General features: G+C 67.6%; 27 protein-coding genes, 1 tRNA gene and 1 other RNA gene. 12 read left to right on the plus strand and 17 right to left on the minus strand.

From position 1 onward, the window contains the following. The first annotated feature begins 117 nt into the window (after positions 1–117). From LOS8367_RS08275 to LOS8367_RS08295, 5 genes are all read left to right on the plus strand, one after another. Entirely contained in the window at positions 118–1,146 is a 1,029-nt protein-coding gene (locus LOS8367_RS08275; RefSeq protein ID WP_085896025.1) for a ligase-associated DNA damage response exonuclease, read from the plus strand. After that, the gene (locus LOS8367_RS08280) at positions 1,143–2,747 is read left to right on the plus strand and encodes an ATP-dependent DNA ligase (RefSeq protein ID WP_085896026.1); all 1,605 of its coding nucleotides are present in this window, start codon (positions 1,143–1,145) and stop codon (positions 2,745–2,747) included. The genes LOS8367_RS08275 and LOS8367_RS08280 overlap by 4 nt, the downstream gene beginning before the upstream one ends. Further along, positions 2,744–3,823, plus strand: coding sequence for an endonuclease/exonuclease/phosphatase family protein (locus LOS8367_RS08285; RefSeq protein WP_085896027.1), 1,080 nt, complete (start codon positions 2,744–2,746; stop codon positions 3,821–3,823). Before LOS8367_RS08280 ends, LOS8367_RS08285 begins: the two co-directional genes overlap by 4 nt. 78 nt (positions 3,824–3,901) lie before the next feature. Then, positions 3,902–5,719, plus strand: a complete 1,818-nt coding sequence (locus tag LOS8367_RS08290; protein ID WP_085896028.1) for a M3 family oligoendopeptidase — start codon at positions 3,902–3,904, stop codon at positions 5,717–5,719. Further along, positions 5,716–6,213, plus strand: a complete 498-nt coding sequence (locus LOS8367_RS08295; protein WP_165761419.1) for a GNAT family N-acetyltransferase — start codon at positions 5,716–5,718, stop codon at positions 6,211–6,213. The genes LOS8367_RS08290 and LOS8367_RS08295 overlap by 4 nt, the downstream gene beginning before the upstream one ends. On the opposite strand, the gene LOS8367_RS08300 is transcribed toward LOS8367_RS08295, so the two are convergent. The 4 genes from LOS8367_RS08300 to LOS8367_RS08315 form a co-directional block, all read right to left on the minus strand. Further along, positions 6,210–6,911, minus strand: coding sequence for an NAD(P)-dependent oxidoreductase (locus LOS8367_RS08300; RefSeq protein WP_242665537.1), 702 nt, complete (start codon positions 6,909–6,911; stop codon positions 6,210–6,212). The two genes, LOS8367_RS08295 and LOS8367_RS08300, sit on opposite strands and share 4 nt — an antisense overlap. A 45-nt stretch (positions 6,912–6,956) precedes the next feature. Then, entirely contained in the window at positions 6,957–7,931 is a 975-nt protein-coding gene (locus LOS8367_RS08305; RefSeq protein ID WP_085896030.1) for a Gfo/Idh/MocA family protein, read from the minus strand. 87 nt (positions 7,932–8,018) lie between these two features. Then, a complete protein-coding gene (gene rpoH / locus LOS8367_RS08310) occupies positions 8,019–8,918 on the minus strand; it encodes an RNA polymerase sigma factor RpoH (protein WP_085896031.1) in 900 nt (299 codons plus the stop codon). Between the two features lie 165 nt (positions 8,919–9,083). Continuing rightward, complete coding sequence (locus LOS8367_RS08315; RefSeq protein WP_085896032.1) at positions 9,084–10,115, minus strand: RluA family pseudouridine synthase; 1,032 nt, start codon at positions 10,113–10,115, stop codon at positions 9,084–9,086. Between LOS8367_RS08315 and LOS8367_RS08320 the strand changes: the two genes are divergently transcribed. Further along, the gene (locus LOS8367_RS08320; protein ID WP_085896033.1) at positions 10,114–10,419 is read left to right on the plus strand and encodes a DUF6476 family protein; all 306 of its coding nucleotides are present in this window, start codon (positions 10,114–10,116) and stop codon (positions 10,417–10,419) included. The genes LOS8367_RS08315 and LOS8367_RS08320 overlap by 2 nt on opposite strands. 43 nt (positions 10,420–10,462) lie before the next feature. Here the strand turns inward: LOS8367_RS08320 and LOS8367_RS08325 are convergent, their stop codons facing one another. The 4 genes from LOS8367_RS08325 to LOS8367_RS08340 form a co-directional block, all read right to left on the minus strand. Next, the gene (locus LOS8367_RS08325; protein ID WP_133056307.1) at positions 10,463–11,161 is read right to left on the minus strand and encodes a RodZ family helix-turn-helix domain-containing protein; all 699 of its coding nucleotides are present in this window, start codon (positions 11,159–11,161) and stop codon (positions 10,463–10,465) included. 17 nt (positions 11,162–11,178) lie between these two features. Continuing rightward, positions 11,179–11,820: a RodZ family helix-turn-helix domain-containing protein gene (locus LOS8367_RS08330; RefSeq protein WP_085896035.1), complete on the minus strand. Its 642-nt coding sequence runs from the start codon at positions 11,818–11,820 to the stop codon at positions 11,179–11,181. Between the two features lie 141 nt (positions 11,821–11,961). Then, entirely contained in the window at positions 11,962–12,306 is a 345-nt protein-coding gene (locus LOS8367_RS08335) for an SPW repeat protein (RefSeq protein ID WP_085896036.1), read from the minus strand. A gap of 210 nt (positions 12,307–12,516) precedes the next feature. After that, positions 12,517–12,593, minus strand: a tRNA-His gene (locus tag LOS8367_RS08340). A 125-nt stretch (positions 12,594–12,718) separates the two neighbouring features. Between LOS8367_RS08340 and LOS8367_RS08345 the strand changes: the two genes are divergently transcribed. Beyond that, positions 12,719–12,913 (plus strand): DUF6324 family protein, encoded by a 195-nt coding sequence (locus LOS8367_RS08345; RefSeq protein WP_085896037.1) that lies wholly within the window; start codon positions 12,719–12,721, stop codon positions 12,911–12,913. Here LOS8367_RS08345 and LOS8367_RS08350 read toward each other — a convergent pair. Next, positions 12,897–13,430, minus strand: coding sequence for an MmcB family DNA repair protein (locus LOS8367_RS08350; protein ID WP_242665538.1), 534 nt, complete (start codon positions 13,428–13,430; stop codon positions 12,897–12,899). The genes LOS8367_RS08345 and LOS8367_RS08350 overlap by 17 nt on opposite strands. 99 nt (positions 13,431–13,529) lie before the next feature. Here LOS8367_RS08350 and ssrS point away from each other — a divergent pair. Together ssrS and LOS8367_RS08355 are read left to right on the plus strand one after the other, a co-directional pair. Further along, positions 13,530–13,687, plus strand: a non-coding RNA gene (gene ssrS / locus LOS8367_RS19505) — 6S RNA. 123 nt (positions 13,688–13,810) lie between these two features. Beyond that, positions 13,811–14,242, plus strand: coding sequence for a DUF488 domain-containing protein (locus tag LOS8367_RS08355; protein WP_085896038.1), 432 nt, complete (start codon positions 13,811–13,813; stop codon positions 14,240–14,242). Between the two features lie 146 nt (positions 14,243–14,388). Here LOS8367_RS08355 and nusB read toward each other — a convergent pair whose 3' ends face one another. From nusB to LOS8367_RS08375, 4 genes are all read right to left on the minus strand, one after another. Continuing rightward, the gene (gene nusB, locus LOS8367_RS08360) at positions 14,389–14,856 is read right to left on the minus strand and encodes a transcription antitermination factor NusB (protein WP_085896039.1); all 468 of its coding nucleotides are present in this window, start codon (positions 14,854–14,856) and stop codon (positions 14,389–14,391) included. Continuing rightward, positions 14,856–15,371 (minus strand): 6,7-dimethyl-8-ribityllumazine synthase, encoded by a 516-nt coding sequence (locus LOS8367_RS08365; protein ID WP_106535043.1) that lies wholly within the window; start codon positions 15,369–15,371, stop codon positions 14,856–14,858. The genes nusB and LOS8367_RS08365 overlap by 1 nt, the downstream gene beginning before the upstream one ends. Beyond that, positions 15,371–16,501 carry a 3,4-dihydroxy-2-butanone-4-phosphate synthase gene (ribB, locus tag LOS8367_RS08370; protein ID WP_085896041.1) on the minus strand — a complete coding sequence of 377 codons (1,131 nt, stop codon included), beginning with the start codon at positions 16,499–16,501 and terminating at the stop codon, positions 15,371–15,373. Before ribB ends, LOS8367_RS08365 begins: the two co-directional genes overlap by 1 nt. A 122-nt stretch (positions 16,502–16,623) precedes the next feature. After that, a complete protein-coding gene (locus LOS8367_RS08375; RefSeq protein WP_242665539.1) occupies positions 16,624–17,259 on the minus strand; it encodes a thiamine diphosphokinase in 636 nt (211 codons plus the stop codon). Positions 17,260–17,438: 179 nt separating this feature from the next. Between LOS8367_RS08375 and LOS8367_RS08380 the strand changes: the two genes are divergently transcribed. Continuing rightward, the gene (locus tag LOS8367_RS08380) at positions 17,439–19,640 is read left to right on the plus strand and encodes a hypothetical protein (RefSeq protein WP_442354855.1); all 2,202 of its coding nucleotides are present in this window, start codon (positions 17,439–17,441) and stop codon (positions 19,638–19,640) included. A gap of 77 nt (positions 19,641–19,717) precedes the next feature. Here the strand turns inward: LOS8367_RS08380 and LOS8367_RS08385 are convergent, their stop codons facing one another. Together LOS8367_RS08385 and LOS8367_RS08390 are read right to left on the minus strand one after the other, a co-directional pair. Then, the gene (locus LOS8367_RS08385) at positions 19,718–19,951 is read right to left on the minus strand and encodes a DUF2842 domain-containing protein (protein ID WP_085896044.1); all 234 of its coding nucleotides are present in this window, start codon (positions 19,949–19,951) and stop codon (positions 19,718–19,720) included. Between the two features lie 7 nt (positions 19,952–19,958). Further along, positions 19,959–21,251: an adenylosuccinate synthase gene (locus LOS8367_RS08390; RefSeq protein ID WP_085896045.1), complete on the minus strand. Its 1,293-nt coding sequence runs from the start codon at positions 21,249–21,251 to the stop codon at positions 19,959–19,961. A gap of 174 nt (positions 21,252–21,425) precedes the next feature. On the opposite strand from LOS8367_RS08390, the gene secG reads away from it, so the two are divergent. After that, positions 21,426–21,782: a preprotein translocase subunit SecG gene (gene secG / locus LOS8367_RS08395; RefSeq protein ID WP_085896046.1), complete on the plus strand. Its 357-nt coding sequence runs from the start codon at positions 21,426–21,428 to the stop codon at positions 21,780–21,782. A 172-nt stretch (positions 21,783–21,954) separates the two neighbouring features. Next, entirely contained in the window at positions 21,955–23,598 is a 1,644-nt protein-coding gene (gene pyrG, locus LOS8367_RS08400; RefSeq protein ID WP_085896047.1) for a CTP synthase, read from the plus strand. A gap of 62 nt (positions 23,599–23,660) precedes the next feature. Here the strand turns inward: pyrG and LOS8367_RS08405 are convergent, their stop codons facing one another. After that, on the minus strand, positions 23,661–24,140 hold the full coding sequence (locus LOS8367_RS08405; protein ID WP_165761420.1) for a GNAT family N-acetyltransferase: 480 nt from the start codon (positions 24,138–24,140) through the stop codon (positions 23,661–23,663). Positions 24,141–24,211: 71 nt separating this feature from the next. Beyond that, positions 24,212–24,994 carry a MipA/OmpV family protein gene (locus LOS8367_RS08410; protein WP_085896049.1) on the minus strand — a complete coding sequence of 261 codons (783 nt, stop codon included), beginning with the start codon at positions 24,992–24,994 and terminating at the stop codon, positions 24,212–24,214. Positions 24,995–25,100 lie beyond the last annotated feature (106 nt).

Consider the following 25,100-nt stretch of genomic DNA (forward strand, 5'->3'; position numbering starts at 1 on the left):
CTTCGGCCCTCCCCCGGCGTATTTGGAGAAAGATGAACAAGGGGAGCGCGCTGTCCTCGTTCATCTTTCCAAAAATACGCACTACCCGGCCCCGGCCCCGGCGCTACCCTCGGGATTATGGCCGATCTTCTGACCTTCACCGACCGGGGTATCTACTGCGAAGCGGGCGATTTCTACATCGACCCGTGGCGCCCCGTGGACCGCGCGCTCGTCACCCACGGGCATGCCGACCACGCCCATGAGGGCATGGCCCGCTACCTCGCGACCGACATCGCCGCGCCGGTAATGCGCCACCGGCTCGGCGAGATCTCCCTCGACACGATCCGCTATGGCGAAACGCGGCGCATCGGCGACGTCACGGTCTCCTTCCACCCGGCCGGGCACGTGCCTGGCTCCGCGCAGATCCGGGTCGAGCGAAAGGGCGAGGTCTGGGTCGCCTCGGGCGACTACAAGACCATCGATGACGGGCTTTCGACACCCTTCGAGCCGGTGCATTGCGATGCCTTCATCACCGAATCCACCTTCGGCCTGCCTGTGTTCAAATGGACCCCGCAGGCGGAGCTGGCGCATGATCTCAATGCTTGGTGGGCGGCCAATGCCGCGGAGGGACGGTTCTCGCTGATCGGGGCCTATGCGCTGGGCAAGGCACAGCGGATCCTGACGCTTGCCGATACCTCGATCGGCCCGATCCTCACCCATGGCGCGGTCGAAAACACCAACGAGGTGCTGCGCGCGCAGGGCATCGCGCTCCCCGACACGATCCGCGTGACGCCCGATCTCGACCTCAAGGCGCATGCGGGCGCGCTGGTCGTGGCGACGCCCTCGGGTCTCGGCGGGCCCTGGGCGCGGCGGTTCAACCTCGCGGGCAACCCCGCCTCCACCGCCTTCGCCTCCGGCTGGATGGCGCTTCGGGGCGTGCGCCGCAGGCGCGCCGCCGATCGCGGCTTCATCATGTCCGATCACGCCGACTGGCCCGGCCTCAACGCCGCGATCCGCGAAACCGGGGCGCGGAAGGTCTTCGTCACCCATGGCTATACCTCGATCTTCCGACGCTGGCTGGAGAGCGAGGGCTTCGAGGCCCATGTCGTCTCGACCGAGTATGCGGGCGAGAACGTCGACGCCGACGACGAGGGAGAGGCCGCGTGAAGCGCTTTGCCGAACTGTTCCGCGCCGTCGACCAGACCACCCGCACCACCAAGAAGGTCGCGGCGATGACTGCCTATTTCCGCGAGGCGCCCGACGCCGACAAGCTGTGGACCATCGCGCTGTTTTCGGGACGCAGGCCGCGCCGGACCATCACCGCGACCGTGCTGCGCGAATGGGCCGCCGAACGGGCGGGCATTCCGCTGTGGCTGTTCGAAGAGGCCTATCCGATCGTCGGCGATCTGGCCGAAACCATCTCCCTCGTCCTGCCGCCCGCCGAGGCCGAAGAGGATCGCCCGCTCAGCCATTGGATCGATGAGATCCGCAAGCTGTCGAAGCAGGACGATGCCGCGCGCAAGGCCGGCATCCTCGCGGCGTGGGACCGGCTTGGCCCGACCGAGCGGCTCCTGTTCACCAAGCTGCTGACGGGCAGCTTCCGCGTCGGGGTCAGCCAGAAGCTGATGACGCGCGCGCTGGCGCAGGCCACCGACATCGACGAGGCCGAGCTGACGCACCGTCTGATGGGGTCATGGACGCCCGACGACATCACCTGGCACAGCCTCGTCCATGCGCCGGACCCGACAGCGAGCCTGTCGCGCCCCTACCCCTTCTACCTCGCCTACCAGCTCGACGACCCGGAGGCGCTGGGCGACCCCGCCCAATGGATGGCCGAGCGCAAATGGGACGGCATCCGTGGCCAGCTGATCCTGCGCGGCGGCGATCACCATCTGTGGTCGCGCGGCGAGGAGCTGATGACCGACCGGTTTCCCGAACTCGCGCGGATGAAGGATTTCCTGCCAATGGGCACGGTGATCGATGGCGAGGTGCTGGCATGGGGCGAGGAAGTTCCGCTCTCCTTCAATGCGCTGCAAAAGCGCATCGGCCGCAAGACGGTGCCCAAGAAGCTTCTGACCGAAGCGCCGGTGATCCTCATGGGCTACGACCTGCTGGAGCAGGATGGCGAGGACATCCGCGCTCTGCCCTTCGCCGAGCGCCGCGCCCGGCTCGACGCGCTGGGGGCGGATCTGCCGCCCGAGGCACCGTTCCGCCTGTCGCCGCTGGTCCCGGTCGAAAGCCTCGACCAGCTCGCCGAGGAACGCGCCAAGTCGCGCGAGTTGATGGCCGAGGGGCTGATGCTCAAGCGCGCCGACAGCCCATATCTTTCAGGTCGAAAGAAGGGCGACTGGTGGAAATGGAAGGTCGATCCGCTCACCGTCGACGCGGTGATGGTCTATGCGCAGGCCGGCTCCGGGCGGCGCGCCAACATGTTCACCGACTTCACCTTCGCGGTGAAGGACGGCAATGGGCTGGTCCCGTTTACCAAGGCCTATAGCGGGCTCACCGATGCCGAGTTCCGCAAGATCACCGCATGGGTGCGCAAGAACACGCTGGAGCGCTATGGCCCGGTGCGTCACGTGAAACCCGAGCACGTCTTCGAGATCGGCTTCGAGGGCATTCAGCCCAGCCCGCGCCACAAGTCCGGCGTGAGCCTGCGCTTTCCGCGCATGCTGCGCTGGCGCCATGACAAGCCGCTCGACGAGATCAACACGCTGGCCGATCTCAAGGACATGCTCACAGCCTATGGAGGGGATAGCACCGCATGAGACATGTGCTTGCCGTCATTGCCGGAATCGCACTCGCGCTTCTATGCGTGGCGTCGCTGCTGCCGTTGGTGGAGACGGATACATGGTGGCTGCGCTATCTCGACTTTCCGCGCATGCAATTCGCGGTCGGGCTTGTCGTCCTGTGGGTGCTCATGGTGGCGTTGGGCGGTATCGGGCGTGGTGCTGCGCGCTGGCTGACCGTGCTGACCATCGTCGCTCTGGCCTATCACGGCTGGCGGCTCTGGCCCTACCAGCCGCTCGCGGCCAAGATGGACCCCGGCCTGGTGTCCTGCATTCCCGAGGAGCGGCTGAGCGTGCTCGTCGCCAATGTCCAGCGGTCCAACCGGCAGGCCGAAGAGGTGATCGCGCTGGCGCGTGCGCAGGACCCGGACCTGTTCTTCGTGCTGGAAACCAACGAATGGTGGGACGAGGCGCTGGCGCCGCTCGATGCCGACTACGCCCATCACGAACAGGATATCCCGTCTGACGCCACCTATTACGGCATGCACGTCTTTTCGCGGCACCCCTTCGCCAGCACCGAGATGAAGTTCCCCTTCGGAGCCGATACGCCGCTGTTCGACGGCACGCTCGAGCATCCCGCCGGTCAGGTCCGGGTCTTTGGCATCCACCCGCGCCCGCCGCATTATTTCCAGCCCTCGACCCTGCGCGATGCGACCATGCTGGAGGCGGCGATCGGAGCACGCGACGGAACCCTGCCGGCGCTGATCGCGGGCGATTTCAACGCCGCCCCCTGGGAGCGCACGTCGCGGCGCGTGCTCAGGCTGGGGCAACTGATCGATCCGCGCGCGGGGCGCGGGCCTATGATCAGCTTCGACGCAAACTCCTGGTGGATGAAGTGGCCGCTCGATCAGATCCTGTGGCAGCAGGGGTTGGCCATGGCCGATTTCACCGTGCTGCCCGGCATCGGCTCGGATCATTACCCGGTGCGGGCCGACCTGTGCTTCACCGTCAACACCGACCAGCGCTTCGTGCCGATCCACGAGGATGACGATGCCGAGGCGCAGGCCACGCTGGAAAAGGCCAGGAACATGCGCGATGCCGCCTTCGACGGCTGAGACCGCCATGACGGGTTGAGCCGTGCCGCCCCCGACCATATCTTTCGCCTCCGTGATACCAGAACAGAAGGCTCATCCATGACCCAGACCCCCCGCTTCGACGCCGCGACCGAGACCGGGGGCCGCCCATTGGGCAACCTGCCGGAATGGGACCTGACCGACCTCTACCCGGCTCCGGATTCGGCCGAGATCAAGAACGATATCGACTGGCTCGAGAAGGCCTGCGCCGAGTTCGCTGGCGATTACGAGGGCAAGCTCGCCACGCTCGACGCACATGGTCTGCTGGAGGCGGTGCAGCGCTACGAGCGCATCGACATCGTGGCGGGCCGGATCATGTCCTATGCGGGGCTGCGCTACTACCAGCAGACCACCGACAGCGAACGGGCCAAGTTCATGTCGGACTGCCAGGACCGGATCACCGCCTATACCACGCCGCTGGTCTTCTACGGGCTGGAGTTCAACCGGCTCGACGAGGACCACCTCGAGACGCTGCTCGGCCAGAGCCAGGAGCTGAACCGCTACCGCCCGGTCTTCGAGCGGATGCGCGCGATGAAGCCCTACCAGCTCTCCGACGAGCTGGAGAAATTCCTTCACGACCAGTCCAGCGTCGGTGCCGCCGCATGGAACAAGGTCTTCGACGAAACCATCGCCGGGTTGACCTTCACCGTGGATGGCGAGGAGCTCGGCATCGAGAGCACGCTGAACCTGCTGACCGAGCAGGACCGTGCCAAGCGCGAGGCCGCGACGCTGGAACTGGCGCGGGTGTTCAAGACCCAGATCCGCCTTTTCTCACGGATTCATAACACGCTGGCCAAGGAAAAGGAGATCGAGGATCGCTGGCGCGGCATGCCGACGCCGCAGACCGGACGTCACCTGTCGAACCACGTCGAGCCCGAGGTGGTCGAGGCGCTGCGCGATGCCGTCGTCGCCGCCTATCCGCGCCTGTCGCATCGCTACTACGCGCTTAAGGCGAAGTGGCTCGGCCTCGACCGCATGCAGGTCTGGGACCGCAACGCACCCTTGCCGATGGAGACCGACCGGATCGTCGGCTGGGACGAGGCGCGCGCCATGGTCGAGGAGGCTTACGGCGATTTCGATCCGCGCATGGCCGAGCTGGCGAAACCGTTCTTCGACGAGGGCTGGACCGACGCGGCCGTGAAGCCGGGCAAGGCGCCGGGCGCCTTCGCGCATCCCACCGTCTCGACCGTGCACCCCTACGTGATGCTGAACTACCTCGGCAAACCGCGCGACGTGATGACGCTGGCGCATGAGCTGGGCCACGGCGTGCACCAGCGCCTCGCCGCCGGTCAGGGCGAGCTTCTATCCTCCACCCCCCTGACGCTGGCCGAAACGGCGAGCGTGTTCGGCGAAATGCTGACCTTCCGCAAGCTGCTCGCCAAGGCCAAGGACCAGAACGAGCGCAAGGTGCTGCTCGCCGGCAAGGTCGAGGACATGATCAACACGGTCGTGCGCCAGATCGCCTTCTACGACTTCGAGTGCAAGCTGCACGCGGCCCGCGCGCAGGGCGAGCTGACCCCCGACGATATCGACGCGCTGTGGATGAGCGTACAGGCCGAGAGCCTTGGACCCATCTTCGACTTCGCGCCGGGCTATGAAAGCTTCTGGGCCTATATCCCGCACTTCGTGCATTCGCCCTTCTACGTCTATGCCTATGCCTTCGGCGACGGCCTCGTGAACGCGCTCTACGCGGTCTACGAAGAGGGCGGCGAGGACTTCCAGGAGAAGTATTTCGAGATGCTCAAGGCGGGCGGCTCGAAGCACCACAAGGAGCTTCTGGCCCCCTTCGGCCTCGACGCCTCGGACCCGGCCTTCTGGGACAAGGGCCTGTCGATGATCGAGGGCATGATCGACGAGCTGGAGAAGATGGAGGCGTGAGCCTCGATTTGACGGGGGCGGCGCCGGTGACGCTGGCGCCGCTCGATCCCGCGCATCTGCCGGTGCTGCGCGGCCTCGCGCCGCATCCCGAGCAGGTGCAATTCTCGGGCAGCGCCACCACGATCCTTGCCGATCCGCGCGAAAGCGTCGCGTTTCATGTAATACTTTCGGGAGGCGTGCCGGTCGGCCTGTTCAAGACCGACAGCGACTACGAAGACGGGCGGCATTTCGCGGAGGCCGGGGCCTGGGGGCTGCGCGGCGTGATGATCGACGCGCGGGCGCAGGGGCGCGGCATTGGCCGCGCCGCCTTCGTGGCGCTGCCCTCCTACCTGCGGCGGAGCCACCCGGGGCTGCGGCGGATCTGGCTTACCGTGAATTGCCGCAACCCGGCCGCCCGGCGCATCTATCTGCGTGGCGGCTGGATCGATGACGGCGTGCTCTACCATGGCGGATCGGCCGGGCCGCAGCACGTCATGCGGCTCGAGCTTTCCTAGGCCAGCATCTCCTTCACCACCTCGAAGGACGAACTCAACTCCTCGGCCTCGGGCCGCGCAATCGCCGGGGTCTGCCGAATCCATTCGCCGCTTTCCACGCAATGCAGCATGAAATGCGCCAGATCGGCATGGCGAGTGCGGATCAGGTCCTCGGGGATCACGTCGGGCACCACGACGTAATCGGCCGTCAACGGCTCGGGCAGCAGCCAGCCGGGGCGCACCGCGGTCCAGTCGAGATCGCTGGCGCGCAGCATCTCCTCCATCTCGCCCATCTGGTGCAGCACCCGGGTCAGCGCCGGGATCGCCGTGGTGCGGAACAGCAGCGGCCCGCGGTCATGCGTGACCACGAAGCTCGCCGAGATCGTCACCAGCCGCTTCACGCCGCGCGCCGCCATCGCGTCGATCAGGTTGCGGGTGCCCTGGGTGTAGAGCGGCGGCGGATCCAGCAGCGTCTTGGGATCGCCCGGCACGCCCAGCGCGGATATCACCGCGTCGACGCCATCGACGATGGGGCCGAGATCGTCCTCGATCACGTTAGCCGTCACCCGCTCCACGTTGTGGCCGGCGGGGGGCGCATCGTCGGGCCATTTCATCTCGGCGGCGCGGACATGGTGGCCCTTCGCCACCGCCTGTTTCACCACCTCCTGCCCGGTCACGCCATGCGCGCCGAGCACGAGGATCTTCATCTGGTCAGCCATCGCGGTTGCCTCCGGTGATCTTCGCCGGAACAACCGCGATCCGGCTCAGCCGTTCCCGCCCTTGGCATAGACCATGTCGATCATCGCTTGCGTGCCCCGGCTGAATTCCAGCGGGCAGGCGTAATCCGCACCACCGATCGCGGCGGTAAAGGCCTCGACTTGCAGCTTGTAGTGATCGATGCCGGGCCAGCGTTCGTGCATCACCCGCATGCCCTCGGTCTCGAGCGTCATCTCGGCCTGACCGAAGGTGTTGGCGTTGAACGGGCACAGCATCTTCAGCACCCCCTCTTCGCCATGGAAGGTCACCTCCTGGCGCGGGTGCAGGCGCATCGAGACCATGCCGGAATAGTCGAAGCTCGCGAAGCGCGCCGCGACCTGCGCATAGACGTCGACGCCGTTCTCGTAACGGATATTGGCCTGGCGGATCTCCTGCGGCTCCTCGCCGGTGACGAAGCGCACCGAGCCGAAGGCATAGACCCCGATATCGGGCAGCCCGCCGCCGCCGGTCTCGGGTTTGTTGCGGATGTTGTCGGTCTGGGCCGCGTTGTTGAAGCTGAATGCCGCATCGACATGGCGCAGCCGGCCGATCGCGCCACCCCGCACCAACTCGCGCGCGCGGATCCATTGCGGGTGGTGTACGATCATGTAAGCCTCGGCCGCCATCAGCCCGGTCGCATCGCGCTTGGCGATCACCGCGTCGAACTCATCAGCTTTCATCGCCAGCGGCTTTTCGCACAGCACGTGCTTGCCCGCCTCGAGCGCCTTGAGCGTCCACTCGACATGCATGGCATTGGGCAACGGGATGTAGATCGCATCGATCTTCGGATCGTCGAGCAGCGCTTGATAATCGAGATGAACGCGCAGCCGGGGCTGGAAGGCACGGAACGGCGCCGCCTTTTCCTCCGAGGACGTTGCCAGCGCCGCGAACTCGGAACCCTCGGCGGAATGGATGGCGCGGGCCATGGCGCCCAAGGCGAATTTGGAGGCACCCAGCACGCCCCAGCGGATCGATTCACTCATCGCGGTCTTTCCCTGCCTGCCGAAAAGGGAAAACCCCTCCCCGGTCTCCCGGGGAAGGGTAATTCACGTGGCCGAGAGTGCAACGCGTCAGGCGTTCTCGAGCATGCCCCGCTCGCGGGCCAGCTCCTGCATCCGCTTCTGCAGCTTCTCGAAGGCGCGCACCTCGATCTGGCGGATCCGCTCGCGGCTCACCTCGTACTGCCCCGACAGCTCCTCGAGCGTCACCGCCTCGTCCTGAAGCCGCCGCTGCACGAGGATGTCGCGCTCACGATCGTTGAGCACGCCCATCGCCTCGGCCATCAGCTCGCGCCGGGCGTCGAGTTCGTCGCGCTCCTCGTAATCGGTGGCCTGATCGGCGCTGTCATCCTCGAGCCAGTCCTGCCACTGCGTTGCGCTGTCTCCCTCGGTGCCGACCATGGCGTTGAGCGAGGCGTCGCCGCCCGACATGCGCCGGTTCATCGACACGACCTCTTCCTCGGTCACGCCGAGATCGGTGGCGATCTTCTTGACGTTCTCCGGCCGCAGATCGCCTTCCTCCAGCGCGCCGAGCCGCGCCTTGGCCTTGCGCAGGTTGAAGAACAGCTTCTTCTGGCCCGAGGTGGTACCGAGCTTGACCATGGACCACGACCGCAGCACGTATTCCTGGATCGAGGCGCGGATCCACCACATCGCGTAGGTGGCTAGGCGGAAGCCCTTCTCGGGGTCGAACTTCTTCACCGCCTGCATCAGGCCGACATTGGCCTCTGAGATGACCTCGGCCTGCGGCAGGCCGTAGCCGCGGTAGCCCATGGCGATCTTCGCCGCGAGGCGCAGGTGCGAGGTGACGAGTCGATGCGCGGCCGAGGCGTCCTCGTGGTCCACCCAGCGCTTCGCCAGCATGTATTCCTCTTCCGGCTCCAGCATCGGAAACTTGCGAATTTCCTGCAGGTAGCGATTCAGCCCCTGTTCCGGCGACGGGGCGGGGAGATTGGTATAGGTCTCTGCCATGGGCCCCTCCTTTCGGTCCTTGTGTCACCCGAGCGATACGTCCCTTGCCCCTGCCCGGCAAGCGCCGCCATCGCATCAGCCTTGTGCAATGATGAACCCTTCGCCCCCCACCCGGCGAGGGGGCGTGCGAAAAGCTCGAACATATGTGAATTCTGTTACGGTCTTTCAACCCCTCAGCGCGGAGAGGAGTTCCGCCATATCGGCTGGCAGCGGGCTCTCGAAGCGCAGCCTTTCGCCGGTCACGGGGTGGGCAAAGCCAAGGCTCGCCGCGTGCAGCGCCTGCCGCCCGAAACGCCCCGCCAGCGCCACGGCGGCCGCGCCATGCGCCTTTTCCGACAGCTTGCGCCGCCCGCCATAGACCGGGTCGCCGATCAGCGCGTGCCCGGCATGCGACATGTGCACCCGGATCTGGTGCGTGCGCCCGGTCTCGAGACGGCATTCGACCAGCGCCGCGCCGGCGAAGGCCTCGATCACCTTCACCCGCGTCACCGCGTGACGGCCCTGCTCGAAGCTCACCGCCTGCCGCTGCCGGTCGGTTCGGTGACGGCCAAGCATGGTCTGGATCTTCAGCACCGAACCGGTCTCGAAGCTCGCGCCCTTCACGCCGCGCAGCCGCGGATCGTTGGGATCGGGCACGCCGTGGCACAGGGCGAGGTAGTGCCGCTCGGCGCTGTGCTTCTCGAACTGGATCGCCAGCCCTTGATGCGCGCGGTCGGTCTTGGCCACGACGAGAAGTCCCGACGTGTCCTTGTCGATCCGGTGCACGATGCCGGGGCGCTTTGCGCCGCCGACGCCCGAGAGATCCTCGCCGCAATGATGGATCAGCGCGTTGACCAGCGTGCCGTCGGGCGAGCCCGGCGCCGGGTGCACCACCATGCCGGCGGGCTTGTCGATCACGATCAGGTCGTGATCTTCCCAGACGACGTTGAGCGGGATCTCCTGCGCGCCAATATGGCTCTCGGCCGCCTCGGGCACCGATATCTCGACCTCGGCCCCCGCGGCGATGGCGGCCTTGGCATCCGTGGCGACCACGCCGTCGACCCGCACCGCACCCTCGGCCAGAAGCTTGGCGATGCGCGAGCGCGACAGCGCCGCCTGCTCTGGCACATCGCGGGCCAGCGCCTTATCAAGACGCGCCGGCGGATCGTCGGCGATGATGAAGCGGACGGTGGACGGATCGTTGGAGGTATCGGCCATGCAGGCTCCCGAGACAGACGGCCCGGCCCGGATCCCGCCAGAGCTGCGATGGCTCAAATGGCTGGTGATCGCGCTAGCAGGCGTGATGATCGCAGGCTTCCTAGTGCTGATCGCGGCGATTGTCATCCGCCTCGATGCCGAACCGCTGCCGCTGCCCGAGCGGATCGCCCTGCCCCAAGGTGCCGAGGCAATGGCCTTCACCCAAGGACGCGACTGGATCGCCGTGGTGACGACGGATGACCGGGTGCTGATTTTCGGCCGCGACGGCGCGCTGCGGCAGAGCATGGAGATCGAGTTGCAATGAGAAACCGCCCCCGAGGGGGCGGCTTTCAGGCGTCCGCGCGAGATCAGTTCGCGGTCGTAGTGTCGGTCTGTGCATCGGCATCACCGGAGGCAGCGGTCTCGCCCGAAGCGTCGGCCTCACTCGAGCCTTCAGTTTCGGTCGAGGCATCGGCGCCCGTCGTAGCGTCTTCGGACGCCGTGCTTGCCTCGGCCTGATCGCTCGGCGCGAGGTCGGTCACCGGTGCCTCGGCGTCCGGTGCCTCGCCCCCCGCATCCAATCCAGGGGGCTGCGGCGCAACCGGGCCCTCGGTCGTGGTATCGGAGCGATCCGCATCGGTCGCGTTGCCCACCGGCTGCTCGGTCGGTGCCGAGGCGGTATCGCCCGCGGCGGTCTGGCTGTTGGTCACGTATTGGGTGGCGATGGTGGTGTTGGTGGCGCTGCATTCCGGCGTGTCGGAGCCAAGCTGCCCCCCGCCCAAAGCGCCCACATCGACGCCGCAGACATTCGCCGCCACGGCCACGGGCAGCTGGATGGTGATCGGCACGTTCTGCAGATCGATGTCGAGATCCTTGGCGATCTCGGCGCGGATGTTCTCGAGATTGACCGAAACGAGGCCGGGCAGCTGCTGCCCGCCGCCGGAGGTCGGCAGCGTCGAAAGATCGGGCATTCCCGGCAGGGTCTGGCCGGACGTCTGCGCAAGGGCCGGCGCGGCGGCACAACCGAGGGCAAGGGCAAGGGCGGTAGCGGTGGTCTTGAAGGTCATGTTCATCTCCGGGGTCATCACTGGGCCGCGGCGTCGGTCTGCGACGCTTCGCTGCTGGAATCGGCCGAGGCATCGGCTGCGGGGTCCGATGCGGGATCGCTGGTCTCCGTCACCGGCTCGGGACCCGTCCCGGTTTCGGCCTGGGATGTCGCGGCGGCGTCGCCATCGCTCGTGGAGGACGGCGTGGTTTCGCCCGCCGTCGCATCGACCGACGGTTCGGCCGCATCCTGCCCGGCATCGGCAGCGGTGGGTTCGGTGGTCTCGTCGGTCGGGGTTTCGGCGGCGGCACCGCTCTCGGTCGTGTCGGCGGTCCCGGGTTCGGTGTCGACGGAGTTCTCCGGCGCCTGCGCAGCGTTGCCGCTGCCGATCAGGTTCGAGACGAGCTGCGTCGCCATGGTGACGTTGTTGGCGTCGCATTCGGGCTTGTCGCCACCCAGCGTCGCGCCGCCCAGCGCCGCCACGTCTATGCCGCAGACATTCGCCGCGACGCTGATCGGCAGCAGCACGTTGATCGGCACCTTGTCGAGGTCGAGGTCGAGGTTCTTCGCGATCTCTATATTCACGTTCGACAGGTTGACGGAGATCAGGGAAACTTGCGCCGAGGCCATGCCGACAGGCGCCGCCGCGAGCGCGCTCGCGACGATCAAGGGCTTGAACATGTTTCATTTTCCTTGCTGGAAACCTGCGCCGAAAACCCGTTGCGCCGGGGAGCGGTTCCACCTGGCGATGCGTGTTCGGCCCGGTTTCGCGCAAGGCGCGCGGCGGTCGGCGGCATGCCGCCCGGGAACGCCGCGCGTCAGTCAGGCATGTCCGCCCTCATGCGGCATCAGATGCGACCACAGCGCCGCCACGGCGAGCACGATGCCGCATACCACCGCGTTCCACGAGGCGACCGCCACGGCGGTGAAGCCCACCATCCAGGGCGCCGCGATGATCAGTAGCGCGACCACCGCCACCGCGTAATCGGTCCAGTCCTGCGCCTCGGTCTGCAACAGGCCGATCGCCCCCAGGATCACGACCAGAGCACCCAGCGCCATCATGCTCCATGTCGCGGCGCCGGTCATGCCGAGGATCCAGGGCGAGACGATCAGCCAGAGGCCGATCACGCCGAACACCCAGTCCTGCCAGTGATGTCGATGTTTCATCTGCAGTCTCCCTCCCGGGGCCGGAAGCCTTGCCCGCGAGGACCCTGCCCGGCCCGCATGTTCGCGGCCTCTCCGAGCCGCCCGTCCTGTAGGGAAACGGCCCTGAGGCCACGGGTGCCGAAATCCGGCCCCAAGGAAAAAATGGCGATCGCCGCGGTACCACAAAAGGCGCGACGAGGATCAATTTTTCGGGATCATCGTTTGGGGAGATGGTACCGCCTCCCTGGCTTGAACAGGGGACCTCTGGATCCACAATCCAGCGCTCTAACCAACTGAGCTAAGGCGGCACTGGCGCGGAATTAGCGCCGCGGGCGGGGGATTGCAACCCCCTGCCGCGGCTTCCGCGACGACCGCCGCCTTGCCCGCCGCGCGCGCGGGCGCTAGGCACGTCCCAGCTTGGAAAGGAACCGATATGGGCATCGACACCGAACGCGACATCGAGGCGAATCTGCAGATCGGCCCCACCGATCAGGGCATGGTGCGGCTGTTCATCGAGGCGGGCGCGACCGAGATCCCGATGGATTTCGACCCCGAGGAGGCCGAGGACATCGCCGAGGAGATCATGGCCGCGGCGCGCGCCGCGCGGTCTCTCAAGAAGAAAGGCTGATCGCCGGATCGCGCGCCTTGTGCCAACGCAGCGCCGCATGGCGCGCGAATTTCTGCAACATTACCTTGCGCCGGGCGCCTGAGAGCTTTGTCTCCGGCGCCATGGTCACGATCTCAGCGTCGTAGCCGTCGGCGATGATCACGCCGGTCTCCTCGGGCAGCAGCTCGAGCGGAAACGCGTCGTCCACCGCCCAGAAATAACGGTCGCAATAGTCGAGATAGCCCTGCCACTTGCGGTCCGAGGTGAAGTCGGCGCGGCTCGACTTGCATTCGATCACCCACAGCTCGCCCTTGGGCCCCAACGCCATCACGTCGACCCGAAGCCCCGGGGCCGGCACGAACTCCTCTATCGTGACGAAGCCATGGCCCAGCAGGTGGCGGCAGACGCCCCGCGCCAGTATCTGCCCCGGTTGCGGCACGGCACGCGGCCGCGACAGCGCCTCGGCCGAAAGCGCGTCATCGGGCAGCGCGGCGACGCGGCGCTCCCCCTCTTCCCAGTCATCCCAATCATCAGGCATGGTCGCCATCATGAACAATCTGGCAACATGCTTCAAGCGGCGAAAGCCTGCATGCCGCCCCTTGTCACATCCCCGGCACGATCCTAGATGTGGTCGCGGCGGGTTCTGCTCTTCTCGTGCCAAGGGGTCAAATTCCAGAGGCCTTAAGCAATTCCACGGGAGCTGGCTCTGTTCGGACCCTGGTTCGATTACCTGGCGCCCACCTGTATACACAGGTCCCCGGGAATTCTCACCCCTACGGTCGCTGCGGTTCCCGCCACATCTTCCCAGAGAGGCACATCACAGGGCCAATAGACCCTAGGGCGCGGCATATGCCGTGCGGCTTCGGATCACCGCGGATGTCATGATATGCCTGAGGCTGCCGCCTCGGAGGCTGGAACATGATTCTCTCGACCATCGGATACGAATCCACGACGCTGCCTGAGGTGATCGCAAAGCTGCGGACCGCGGGCGTGGAGGTGGTCATCGATGTCCGGGCCGTGGCCGCCTCGCGGCGGGCCGGGTTCTCCAAGACCATGCTGCGCGCGTCACTGGAGGCCGAGGGCATCGCCTACGAGCATCTGCGAGGGCTCGGCACGCCCAAGCCGGGGCGGGAAGCGGCCCGTCGGGGCCGCATCACCGAGATGGAAGCGATCTTCGACGCGCATATGCAATCGCCCGAGGCGCAGGACGGCTTGGCCTTGGCAATAGCCATTGCACGGGAGCGGCACGCGGCGCTGCTGTGCTTCGAGGCCTGCGCGAGCGGCTGTCATCGCCGGATTGTGGCGGAGAGGATCCGTGAGGCCACGGGGTGCGAGATCGGGAATCTTTAGTTCCGAGCCGCTCTGCTGCGCATCATCTGGCATGCGAATCGGGGCACGGTTAACCAGACCCGTTCCGCAGTCCCATCTGGCTGCCGACGTGCAAAAGGGCGCAGCCAGCGGCCGCGCCCCTTGAAATGCGATGCTTTCTGAGCCGGTCAGAACGCCTCCGGCCGCGCCTCCCGCGCCATGTGATCGAGCACGGCGTTGACGAATTTCGATTCCTTGCCATCGGGGTAGAACGCCTTGGCGATCTCCACGAACTCCACGATCACCACCTTGGGCGGCGTCACCTTCCCGAGCAGTTCGGCCCCGGCAGCACGGAACAGTGCCCTGAGCGTCGGGTCGATTCGCGCGATCGGCCATTTGGCGACCAGCGCGCGATGCGTCATCTGGTCGATCTTGGCCTGCTCCTCGACCGCGCCCTCCATCAGGTTGCGGAAGGTGGCGAGATCGCCCTCCTCCCACTCCACCTCGTCATAGGTGGCGCCGAAGCGATGCGTTTCGAACTCGCGCATCACCCGGTCGACGGTCTGGCCCGCGGCTTCCATCTGGAACAGCGCCTGCACCGCATACATCCGCGAGGCCGAGCGCATGCGCCGCTTCTGGGTATTCGATTCGGCCATCAGCCCTCTCCCAGCCGATCGGCGGTGAAACCGAGGCCCTTGTCCTTACGCGCGAGCTTGCGCGACAGCCCGACGAGATGCAGCGCAGCCGCTGCCGCGCCGCCGCCCTTGTTCTGGCCCTGCGGGTCGGCGCGCACCGCCGCCTGCTCGTAATTCTCGACGGTCAGGATGCCGTTGCCGATGCAGATCCCCTGCAGCCCCAGAAGCGTCAGCCCGCGCGAGCTGTCGTTGCATACGGTGTCGTAATGCGTGGTCTCGCCGCGGATCACGCAGCCCAGCGCGATGAAGCCGTCATATTCGCCCATCCGGGCGGCGATGCCGATCGCCGAGGGCAGTTCCAGCGCGCCCGGCATCTCGACGACTTCGTAGGTTCCGCCAGCGGCCTCGACCTCGGCCATGGCGCCGGCGACGAGATTGTCGGCGATGTCCTTGTAATAGGGAGCGACGACGATGAGGATCTTCGGACCCTCGTCGAATTCGGGACGCGCGAGTGCGTGGTGGGTAGGGCCGGCCATCATCCGATCTCCGAGATCTTGCGGGTGTCGATGATCTCGAGCCCGTAGGCGTCGAGCCCGACCACGCGGGGTTTGGGGGAATTGGTCAGCAGCACGATCTTCGACAGGCCGAGGGCCGAGAGGATCTGCGCGCCGAGACCGTATTGCCGGAGCACGTGCGGCGAATGCTCCTCGGTGGTGGCGAGCTTCATGTGCAGGTCGCGCAGCAGCACCAGCACGCCGCGCCCCTCTTCGGCGATGACCTGCATCGCGTCGCCGAATTCGCGGGCCCGGCCCTTGGGGCCGGTGCCCACCACGTCGAGCATCGGATCGAGCGTATGCATCCGCGTCAGCACCGGCGCGTCGCCCGAGATGTCGCCCTTGATCAGCGCGATGTGCTCGGCGCCTTGGGTGGTGTCGGTGTAAACGCGCAGGGTCCAGTCGCCGCCGAACTCGCTCTGGATCTGCTGCTCGTCGCGCAGCCGCACGAGGTTGTCGTGGCGTCGGCGATAGGCGATCAGGTCGCTGATCGTGCCGATCTTGAGCGCGTGCTTCTGCGCGAAGGCGACGAGGTCGGGCAGACGGGCCATGGTCCCGTCCTCCTTCATGATCTCGCAGATCACGCCGGAGGGGTTCAGCCCCGCGAGACGCGAGATGTCGACGGCGGCCTCGGTATGACCGGCGCGCACCAGCACCCCGCCCTCGCGGGCGCGCAGCGGGAACACGTGGCCCGGCGTTGCGATGTCGGCGGCGGTCTTCGAGGCGTCGATCGCCACCGCCACGGTGAGCGCCCGGTCATGCGCCGAGATGCCGGTAGAGACGCCGTCGCGCGCCTCGATCGAGACCGTGAAGGCGGTCTCGTGGCGCGAGGAGTTGTTGGTGGACATCAAGGGCAGCCCCAGCGCGTCAATGCGCGAGCCCGGCATCGACAGGCAGATCAGGCCGCGGCCATAGGTGGCCATGAAGTTGATCGCGTCGGGCGTCGCCATCTGCGCCGGGATCACCAGGTCGCCTTCGTTCTCGCGGTCCTCGTGATCGACGAGAATGAACATGCGCCCGTTGCGCGCGTCGTTGATGATCTCCTCGATCGGGCTGATCGCGTCGGACCAGTCGCGCTCCACGGGGCCTGGGGTCTCGAAGCTTTCGGTCACTGGCGATTCCTGACGATATTGGGGCCGAGGCGGGGATGCTGGTGCAGATAACGGCTGGGGCCGGTTTTGCAAAGCCCGCAAGGCTGCGCGCCGGGTTGACCTCGCGCGGGGAGCATGTGCGCTCAGCGCGGTAGCCAGCCCTCCGGCGCACCCCTGAATCCCGACAGCACCGCGTCGAGCGCAGCGCGCGGCGCAATGGCCAGCATCAAAGGCGCGTCGACCCGCAGCCACACGGGCCCGGTCACCTCGTTCGAAGTGCCGATGCGTTGCGCCGGTGAAAAGGCGATGCCCGCCGTGGGCCAGCGCAGCCCCTCGGAGACGCAGCCGACCTCGCCCAGCGGGAACAGCGAGAAAGGCTGTCCCGGCGCGAGGTCGAGCGCGATCTCGGGCGGGCAGAGAAACACCAGGCTCTCGGTACCGATCAGCAGACAGCGCCGATCGGGCCGCGCTGCGAGCACGTGAAACGCCGCCAGCTCGTGGTCCAGACGCCCGCCGGTAAAGCCCACCGCCAGCACCAAGCTCGCCTCGATGTTCCTGAGCGCCTTGTCGAAATCGGTGCTGTCCTGCTCGGCGATCTCGTGCAACCGGTCGGCAAAACGGGCGGCGGCATCGCCGAGGCTGTCCATGTCGCCGATCACGGCGCGGGGCTCCAGCCCGGCAGCGGCGGCGTGGCGCGCGCCGCCATCGGCCGCGACGAGCACCGGCGCGCGCGCCAGAGCCAGCGCGAGGTCCCCCTCGCCGAGGGTCCCACCCCCCAATAGAGTAACCTCATTGGCGCACTGGACAATCGTCACGGCCTTCCCCCATCATCCCCGCGAACCAAACGGTCGGCCGCGGTTTTGCCATGAAATCATCCCACGGCCACCCATGTCGTGATCCCGTTTCAAACCTATTCACTGCTACATCGGGACGGACAGGGTAGAAAGCGAGCACTCAGATGGTTGGATCAAGCAAGATACTCACGGTGTCCTACGGGACCTTTTCCTGCACGCTGGAGGGGTTCGACGACTCGTTCGACACGATGAAGGCCATCGCCGAGTATTTCCGCGATCTGGCCGCCGATGACCGTTACTTCGGGGCCGAACCCCCGACCCCGGATGCCGAGATGCTGGCGCGCATCGCCGAGCGCGAGGTCGCACGCCGGGTCGAGGCCCGCACCGAATCGAGCGGCATCGTGCTGCGCGCAGGCCAGGCCCTGCCGCCGATGGCCCCAACGGCCAGCCCGGCGCCCCAGCCTTCCGCACAGGCCGCTCCGCAGCCCCAGCCGGCCCCCGCGCCCGAAACGCAGGAGCAGGACGAGCCGCAGGCAGAACCTGCGCCGCAGCCCGTCGCCGAGGCGCCGCGCGAGGCCGAGCCGCAGCCGGCCCAGCAACCCGCCCAGGCCGAACGCCCCGCCGCGCCGCAAGAGGCGTCGCGTCCCGAAACCGCCGAGCAAGCGCCCGCCCCGGCGCAGCCGCGCCCTGCCCCGCAGCGCCCGGCCATGGATGGCGACAGCGTCGCGGCCAAGCTGCAGCGCATCCGCGCCGTGGTCGGCCGCCAGCCTTCCTTTGCCAGCGATGACGAGGAGGAGGACATCGCGCCCGCCTCCCGCCAGCGCCCCGCCGCCGGGCTGTTCGACACGGCCCCCGTCCGGGCCCCCAGGCCCGTCGCGCCGCAACCGGCCGCGACAGAGCCCGCAGCGGAGAAGGAGCAGAAGCAGGAGCGCGCGGAGGCCGAATCCACTTCGGCCCAGTCGAGCGAGCCGGCGGCGGAACAGACCGACGCATCGCGCCCGGCGCGTGCCCGCGTGGTGCGGATGCGCAAGGCCGATTTCGAGCGCGCCGTCGCGCGTGGCGAAACACATAGGGCCGTGAGCGAGGCGACCGAAGCCGCGCCGTCCCAAGCCGAAGCTTCGAACGCGGTTTCCGACGACGCGGATGCCGACGCCGACATCATGGCGGCCCTCGCACGGCAGGACGCCGAGGACGCCGCGCGCGAAACGGATGAGACGGCTGCCGAGGCTGCCGCTGCCGAGACCGCGCAGGAGGACATGACTCCTTCGACCAGCGAAGACGCGGATCTGTCGGCCGAGGCCGAGCGGGCGCTGCTCGAAGAGCTGGCGGCGCTGGAGCGCGAGATGGGCGTCGGCCAGGATGGCCCCGCCTCCCAGGAAATCGCGGCAGACGAATCGTCCGTCGCGGAGAGCGAGGCCGAGAGCACCGAGATCGAAACCCGGGATGCGGATGCCGATCTCGAAGCCGCGGTGGCGGCGCTGTCGGACGAGGATGAGGATCAGGACGACGAGGCGGCACCGACCAAGACTTCGGCCGAGGCCAAACCGGATGAAGACGAGGCCGTCGAAGCCGAGGTCGAGGCACGGCAGGACGACGTCGCGGGCGCGGGCCGGTCGACGGCGCATCACGCGCTGGCCACCGACGAGGCCGATCTGTCGCGCATCATGTCCGCCACGGATGCCCGCATGGCGGATCCCGAATCTGGCCGCCGCCGCGAATCGATCTCGCAGCTCAAGGCCGCCGTCGCGGCCACAGAGGCGGCGCGCCGGTTGGGTGATGTGGAGCGCCCCGCCAAGGTGGAGGAAGCGTTCCGCAACGATCTGCGCCAGGCGGTCCGGCCACGCCGACCGGCGCTGCCGCCGCGCGGTCATGACGAGGCCGCAGAGGCCCGGTCCGAGCGGCCGCGCCCCGCGCCGCTCAAGCTGGTCGCCGCCCAGCGCGTCGATCTGAGCGACGCGCCGTCGCAGGAGCGCGCCGCACCGGTGCGGCCGCGCCGGGTCTCCGTCGCCGATACAAGCGAACCGGCGCCGCAGCCCGCCCGCCCCGCGGCCAGTGCGGAACCGACCTCGGCCCCCACCCCTTCCGAAAGCTTCTCGGCCTTCGCGGCGCGAATGGGCGCGCAGGAGCTGGGCGAGCTTCTGGAAGCCGCCGCCGCCTATGCCGCCTTCATCGAAGGGGCCGAGGATGTCTCGCGCCCGCAGCTGATGGAGCGGGTGCGCGAGGCCAGCCCGGAGCCGGTCAGCCGCGAGGACGGGCTGCGCAGCTTCGGCACGCTGCTACGGCAGGGTGCGCTGACGCGGGTCCGCAGCGGCCGTTTTGCCGTGGCTCCGTCGAGCCGCTTCAACCCGCAGCGCCGCGCCGGCTGAGCTTGGCCACATGACATGCGAAAAGGGGCGGCATCGCACGGTGCCGCCCCTTTTCGCGTTTCGGCTCGACGCCGGTCTCAGCCGTCGTCCCGCTCTTCCGGGTCGGCCTTGCCGACACCGAGAAAGATCCGTCGGAACGGCAACGCCCAGACCAGGCCGAGGCCGACATAGATCGCCAGCTCGACCAGGATCGAGGGCCGCTCGATCAACCCGACCAGCGTGATCGCCACCACGATGTAGCCCGGTAGGCCGACCAGCAGGATCAAGAGCGACAAACGTCGCCGCGCTTTGTGGCTGAGCTTTCGCGCCATGCCCGCCTCAGTCCGAGAAGGGATCGGTGACGAGGATCGTGTCGTCGCGCTCGGGGCTGGTCGAGACCATCGCCACCGGGCACTGGATCAGCTCCTCGATGCGGCGGATGTACTTGATCGCCTGCGCCGGCAGATCGGCCCAGGACCGTGCCCCGGCGGTCGACTCCTGCCAGCCCGGCATCTCCTCGTAGATCGGGGTGCAGCGCGCCTGACGGTCGGCCGCGGTGGGCAGGTAATCGTAGCGCTCGCCATCCAGCTCGTAGCCGGTGCAGATCTTCAGCGTCTCGAAGCCGTCGAGCACGTCGAGCTTGGTCAGCGCGATACCCGACACGCCGGAGGTGGCGCAGGTCTGGCGCACCAGGCAGGCGTCGAACCAACCACAGCGGCGCTTTCGGCCCGTGGTGGTGCCGAACTCGTGACCGCGCTCGCCCAGCCGCTGACCATCATCGTCGTCAAGCTCGGTCGGGAACGGACCCTCGCCAACGCGGGTGGTATAGGCTTTGACGATGCCAAGCACGAAATCGATCGCGCCCGGGCCGATGCCGGTGCCAGTCGCGGCCTGCCCCGCGATCACGTTCGAGGAGGTGACGAAGGGATAGGTGCCGAAATCGATGTCGAGCAGCGCGCCCTGCGCGCCTTCGAACAGGATCCGCTCCCCGGCGCGGCGGCGCTCGGTCAGCACCTTCCAGACGGGGGCCGCGTATTCGAGGATCGCCGGCGCAATCTCGCGCAGCTGCGCCAGCACCGCATCGCGGTCGATCGGCTCGAGCCCGAGACCCGCACGCAGCGCATTGTGATGCACCAGCGCCCGGTCGACGCGCAGCTCCAGCGTCGCGTCGTCGGCGAGGTCGGCGACGCGGATCGCGCGGCGGCCGACCTTATCCTCATAGGCGGGCCCGATGCCGCGCCCGGTGGTGCCAATCTTGGCGACGGAGTTGAGCCCCTCGCGTGCCCGGTCGAGCTCGCCGTGGAACGGCAGGATCAGCGGCGTGTTCTCGGCGATCATCAGCGTCTCAGGCGTGATCTCGACGCCTTGGCCGCGAATACCCTCGATTTCCTTCAGAAGATGCCACGGGTCGAGCACGACGCCATTGCCGATCACCGAGAGCTTGCCGCCGCGCACCACGCCGGAGGGCAGCGCGTGCAGCTTGTAGACCTCGCCGCCGACGACCAGCGTATGGCCCGCGTTGTGACCGCCCTGGAACCGCGCGATCACGTCGGCGCGCTCGGACAGCCAGTCCACGATCTTGCCCTTGCCCTCGTCGCCCCACTGGGTGCCGACGACCACCACATTCGCCATGGACGTACCCTCTCCGGTCTTTCAATCCGGCGTCCCTATAGCGCCGGGCGCGGCTCCGCGAAACCGCAAACTGGCCTGCGACCGCCGCCCCCGCCCACTTCGGGGTTGCGACAGAGGCCGCCCTCTTCTAGATACGGCGCGTTCCGCCCCACCCCGCCGCACGCAGAGGTCCGCATGGAAAACGTCGTCCTGATCGTCCACCTGATCCTCGCCTTGTCGCTGATCGGCGTGGTTCTGTTGCAGCGTTCCGAAGGCGGCGGCCTCGGCATGGGCGGTGGCGGCGGCGGCGTGATGTCGGGCCGCGCGGCCGCGACCGCGCTGGGCAAGGTCACCTGGGGCCTCGCCGCGGCCTTCATCGTCACCTCGATCGCGCTGACGATCATCGCCGCCGAGAACTCGGCCGGTGGTTCGGTGCTCGACCGGCTGACCACCGGGACCCCGGCGGAAGAGGACGCGCCCGTTACCGATCTGGGTGACAGCCTGCTGCCGCCCGCGCCGACCGACGGCCCCGTCGTGCCGTTGGCCGAGTAAAGGCCACCACAACCACTGGGCGTTGGCCGATTTCGGCCACATGATCTTGCGCCCCCGGTTGCGGTCACGGGCCGAATCCGGATATCCTCAAATCCCGTGATGCCGCGAAGCCTTCGTTTCGCGGCAGTCTTCCATTCGATGCTCATTCGACGATCACGGGGTACTTCCGACCATGGCGCGTTACATCTTCATCACCGGCGGCGTTGTCTCCTCGCTCGGCAAGGGACTGGCCTCGGCGGCGCTGGGTGCGCTCTTGCAGGCGCGCGGCTACACGGTTCGGCTGCGCAAGCTCGACCCCTATCTCAATGTCGATCCCGGCACGATGAGCCCGTTCGAGCATGGCGAGGTCTTCGTCACCGATGACGGCGCCGAGACCGATCTCGATCTCGGCCATTACGAGCGCTTCACCGGCGTCGCGGCGCGGCGCACCGACAGCGTGTCGTCAGGCCGGATCTATTCGAACGTGCTCGAGAAGGAACGCCGTGGCGACTACCTCGGCAAAACGATCCAGGTGATCCCGCACGTCACCAACGAAATCAAGGACTTCCTCTCGATCGGCGCCGACGAGGTCGATTTCCAGCTCTGCGAGATCGGCGGCACTGTCGGCGACATCGAGGGTCTGCCCTTCTTCGAGGCGATCCGCCAATTCGCGCAGGAGCGGCCGCGCGGCCAGTGCATCTTCATGCACCTGACGCTGCTGCCCTATGTCGCCGCCTCCGGCGAGCTGAAGACCAAGCCAACGCAGCACTCGGTCAAGGAGCTGCGCTCGATCGGCATCGCGCCCGACGTGCTGGTCTGCCGCTCCGAGCACCCGATCCCGGAAAAGGAGCGCGAGAAGATCGGCCTCTTCTGCAACGTGCGGAAGGAGAGCGTGATCGCGGCCTACGACCTCAAGTCGATCTACGAGGCGCCCCTGGCCTATCACCGCGAGGGGCTCGACCAGGCCGTGCTCGACGCCTTCGGCATCGCGCCCGCGCCCAAGCCGAACCTCGCGCGCTGGCACGACGTGAACGACCGGCTGACCCATGCCGAGGGCGAGGTGAAGGTCGCGATCGTCGGCAAATACGTGCAGCTCGAGGACGCCTACAAGTCGATCAAGGAGGCGCTGACCCATGGCGGCATGGCCAACCGGGTGCGCGTGACGGTCGAATGGGTCGATAGCGAGCGCTTCGACCAAGAGGATCCGGCCCCGCATCTCGAGGGCTACCACGCGATTCTCGTGCCCGGCGGCTTTGGCGAGCGCGGCACCGAGGGCAAGATCAAGACCGCCCAGTTCGCGCGTGAGCGCGGCATTCCCTACCTGGGCATCTGCCTTGGCATGCAGCTCGCGGTAATCGAGGCGGCGCGCAACGTCGCGGGCTTCAAGACCGCGGGATCCGAGGAGTTCGACCACGAGGCCGGCAAGCGCCGCTTCGAACCGGTCGTCTACCATCTCAAGGAGTGGATCCAGGGCAACCACGTGGTTGAGCGGGCTGTGACCGACGACAAGGGCGGCACGATGCGGCTCGGCGCCTACACCGCCGCGCTGGCCGAGGGCAGCCGCGTCGCCGAGGTCTACGGTGCGAGCCGCATCGAAGAGCGCCACCGTCACCGCTACGAGGTCGACACCAAGTATCGCGAAGCGCTCGAGGCCAAGGGGCTGTGCTTCTCGGGCATGTCGCCCGATGGCCGCCTGCCCGAGATCGTCGAATGGAAGGACCATCCGTGGTTCATCGGCGTGCAGTTCCACCCCGAACTGAAATCCAAGCCCTTCGCGCCGCATCCGCTCTTCGCCGATTTCGTGCGTGCCGCCGTGGAAACCTCGCGGCTGGTCTGAGTACGGCGGCTTCGGAATTCGAAAGGGCCGGTCCGTAAGGACCGGACCTTTTCATATCCGCCTCAGGTGTCCCCTTCGACGGTAACGAGATGCGGCACGAGGCCCGCCTTGCGCAGCATCGCCGCCGAAGCCTCGTTGAAAGCGTAATGATGCGCCCGGAGCCGATCGATCCCGGCGTCGCGCAGCCGCGCCTTCACCTCGGCGACGAGGCGTGACCCGATGCCGGCGCCGCGGCAGTTCTCATCGACCACGATATGCTTGAGCAGACCGTTGCGCCGGGGCTTCAGCAGCGGCTTGGCGGGGATCTCTTCGATCTCGAACACGGCACAGCCGAGCAACTCGCCCGTAGCTGACATGGCGGCGAGCGCCATCACCCCCTCACCGGCCAGCCATTCCTCGAGAAACACCGTGTAGGAGGCATCGTCGTGATCGGTCCGGAACACCCGTGGCTGCCTTGCGGCATGGAAGTCCTGTCCCTGCCGCAGCAGCGGCAGGAGGCTGGCAGCCTCCTCGGCCGGCACCTGCCGGATCGTCAGTGTCATCACATCACTCCGCGCGTTGCGTCCCGCACCCAAGGCCACGGCGTGCATCCGAGGGACGAAGCCCGCCTGTTTCAGAACCGGAAATCGATCCGCCGGGTGATCCCCAGCCGCGCGCCGAGCTGCTCCTCATCCTCGGTGATGGGGCTGTCAGCAGCGTCGTTCAGCAGCCGTTCATAGGTGACAGCGCCGTCGAGACCCCAGTTCTCGCTGAACGCGTAGATGCCGCCGACCTCGACGCCGGCCGAGATCAGGCCGCCATCGGCATCGAAGCCCGGCGTGCCGAAATAGGTCTGGGCGTAATCATCCTCGGCGAAGAGCGCGCGCGGCCCGGCGCGCAGCGTCAGCCGCTCGGAGGGGTAGAAATAGGCATCCGCGCCGAGTTCCGCTACGAAGCTTTCATGCCCGCCGAAACCGCGCCGGACATCCGCGAAAACGCCGAAATTGCGGGTGTCGTAGCCCGCGCCCAGCCCCAGCTCCAGCGCGGCATCGACGTCATCGAGCCCGGCCACGCCGTCGACATCATCGGCATCGCGGTCGCCGATATAGCGGAACGAGCCGCGCAGCCCGAAGCCGGTCGAGACGAAATCCGGGTCGTCATTGCCGATGTCGAAGGGGCCAAAGCGCAGCCGGTCGAGCGTGAAACCGAGATCCGGGCCGGTCTCGTAATCATCCGAGCCGAAATATTCCGGCGAGACCGCGACGCCGCCGCGCAGCGTGAAGGCGAGCACCCGGCCGGGGGCCGCTGGTGCGGGCGCGGCGGGCACGATGACCGGATCGGCGACCGGCTGGTCCAGCGCCCCCGCCATGGCAGGCAGCGGCGCGAGGGCGATGGCGAGAAGCGAAAGGCGGCGCATGACGGGTCCTTTTCGATGGGGCTTGGCCCGAAAGATACGCCGCGCGGGCGGCGAGGCAAACCGTACGGGCATATCCCTCGTGCGCGTGGCGCCCGGGCAACTCTCT

It is taken from the genome of Limimaricola soesokkakensis (genome assembly GCF_900172345.1).
GTDB lineage: Bacteria > Pseudomonadota > Alphaproteobacteria > Rhodobacterales > Rhodobacteraceae > Limimaricola > Limimaricola soesokkakensis.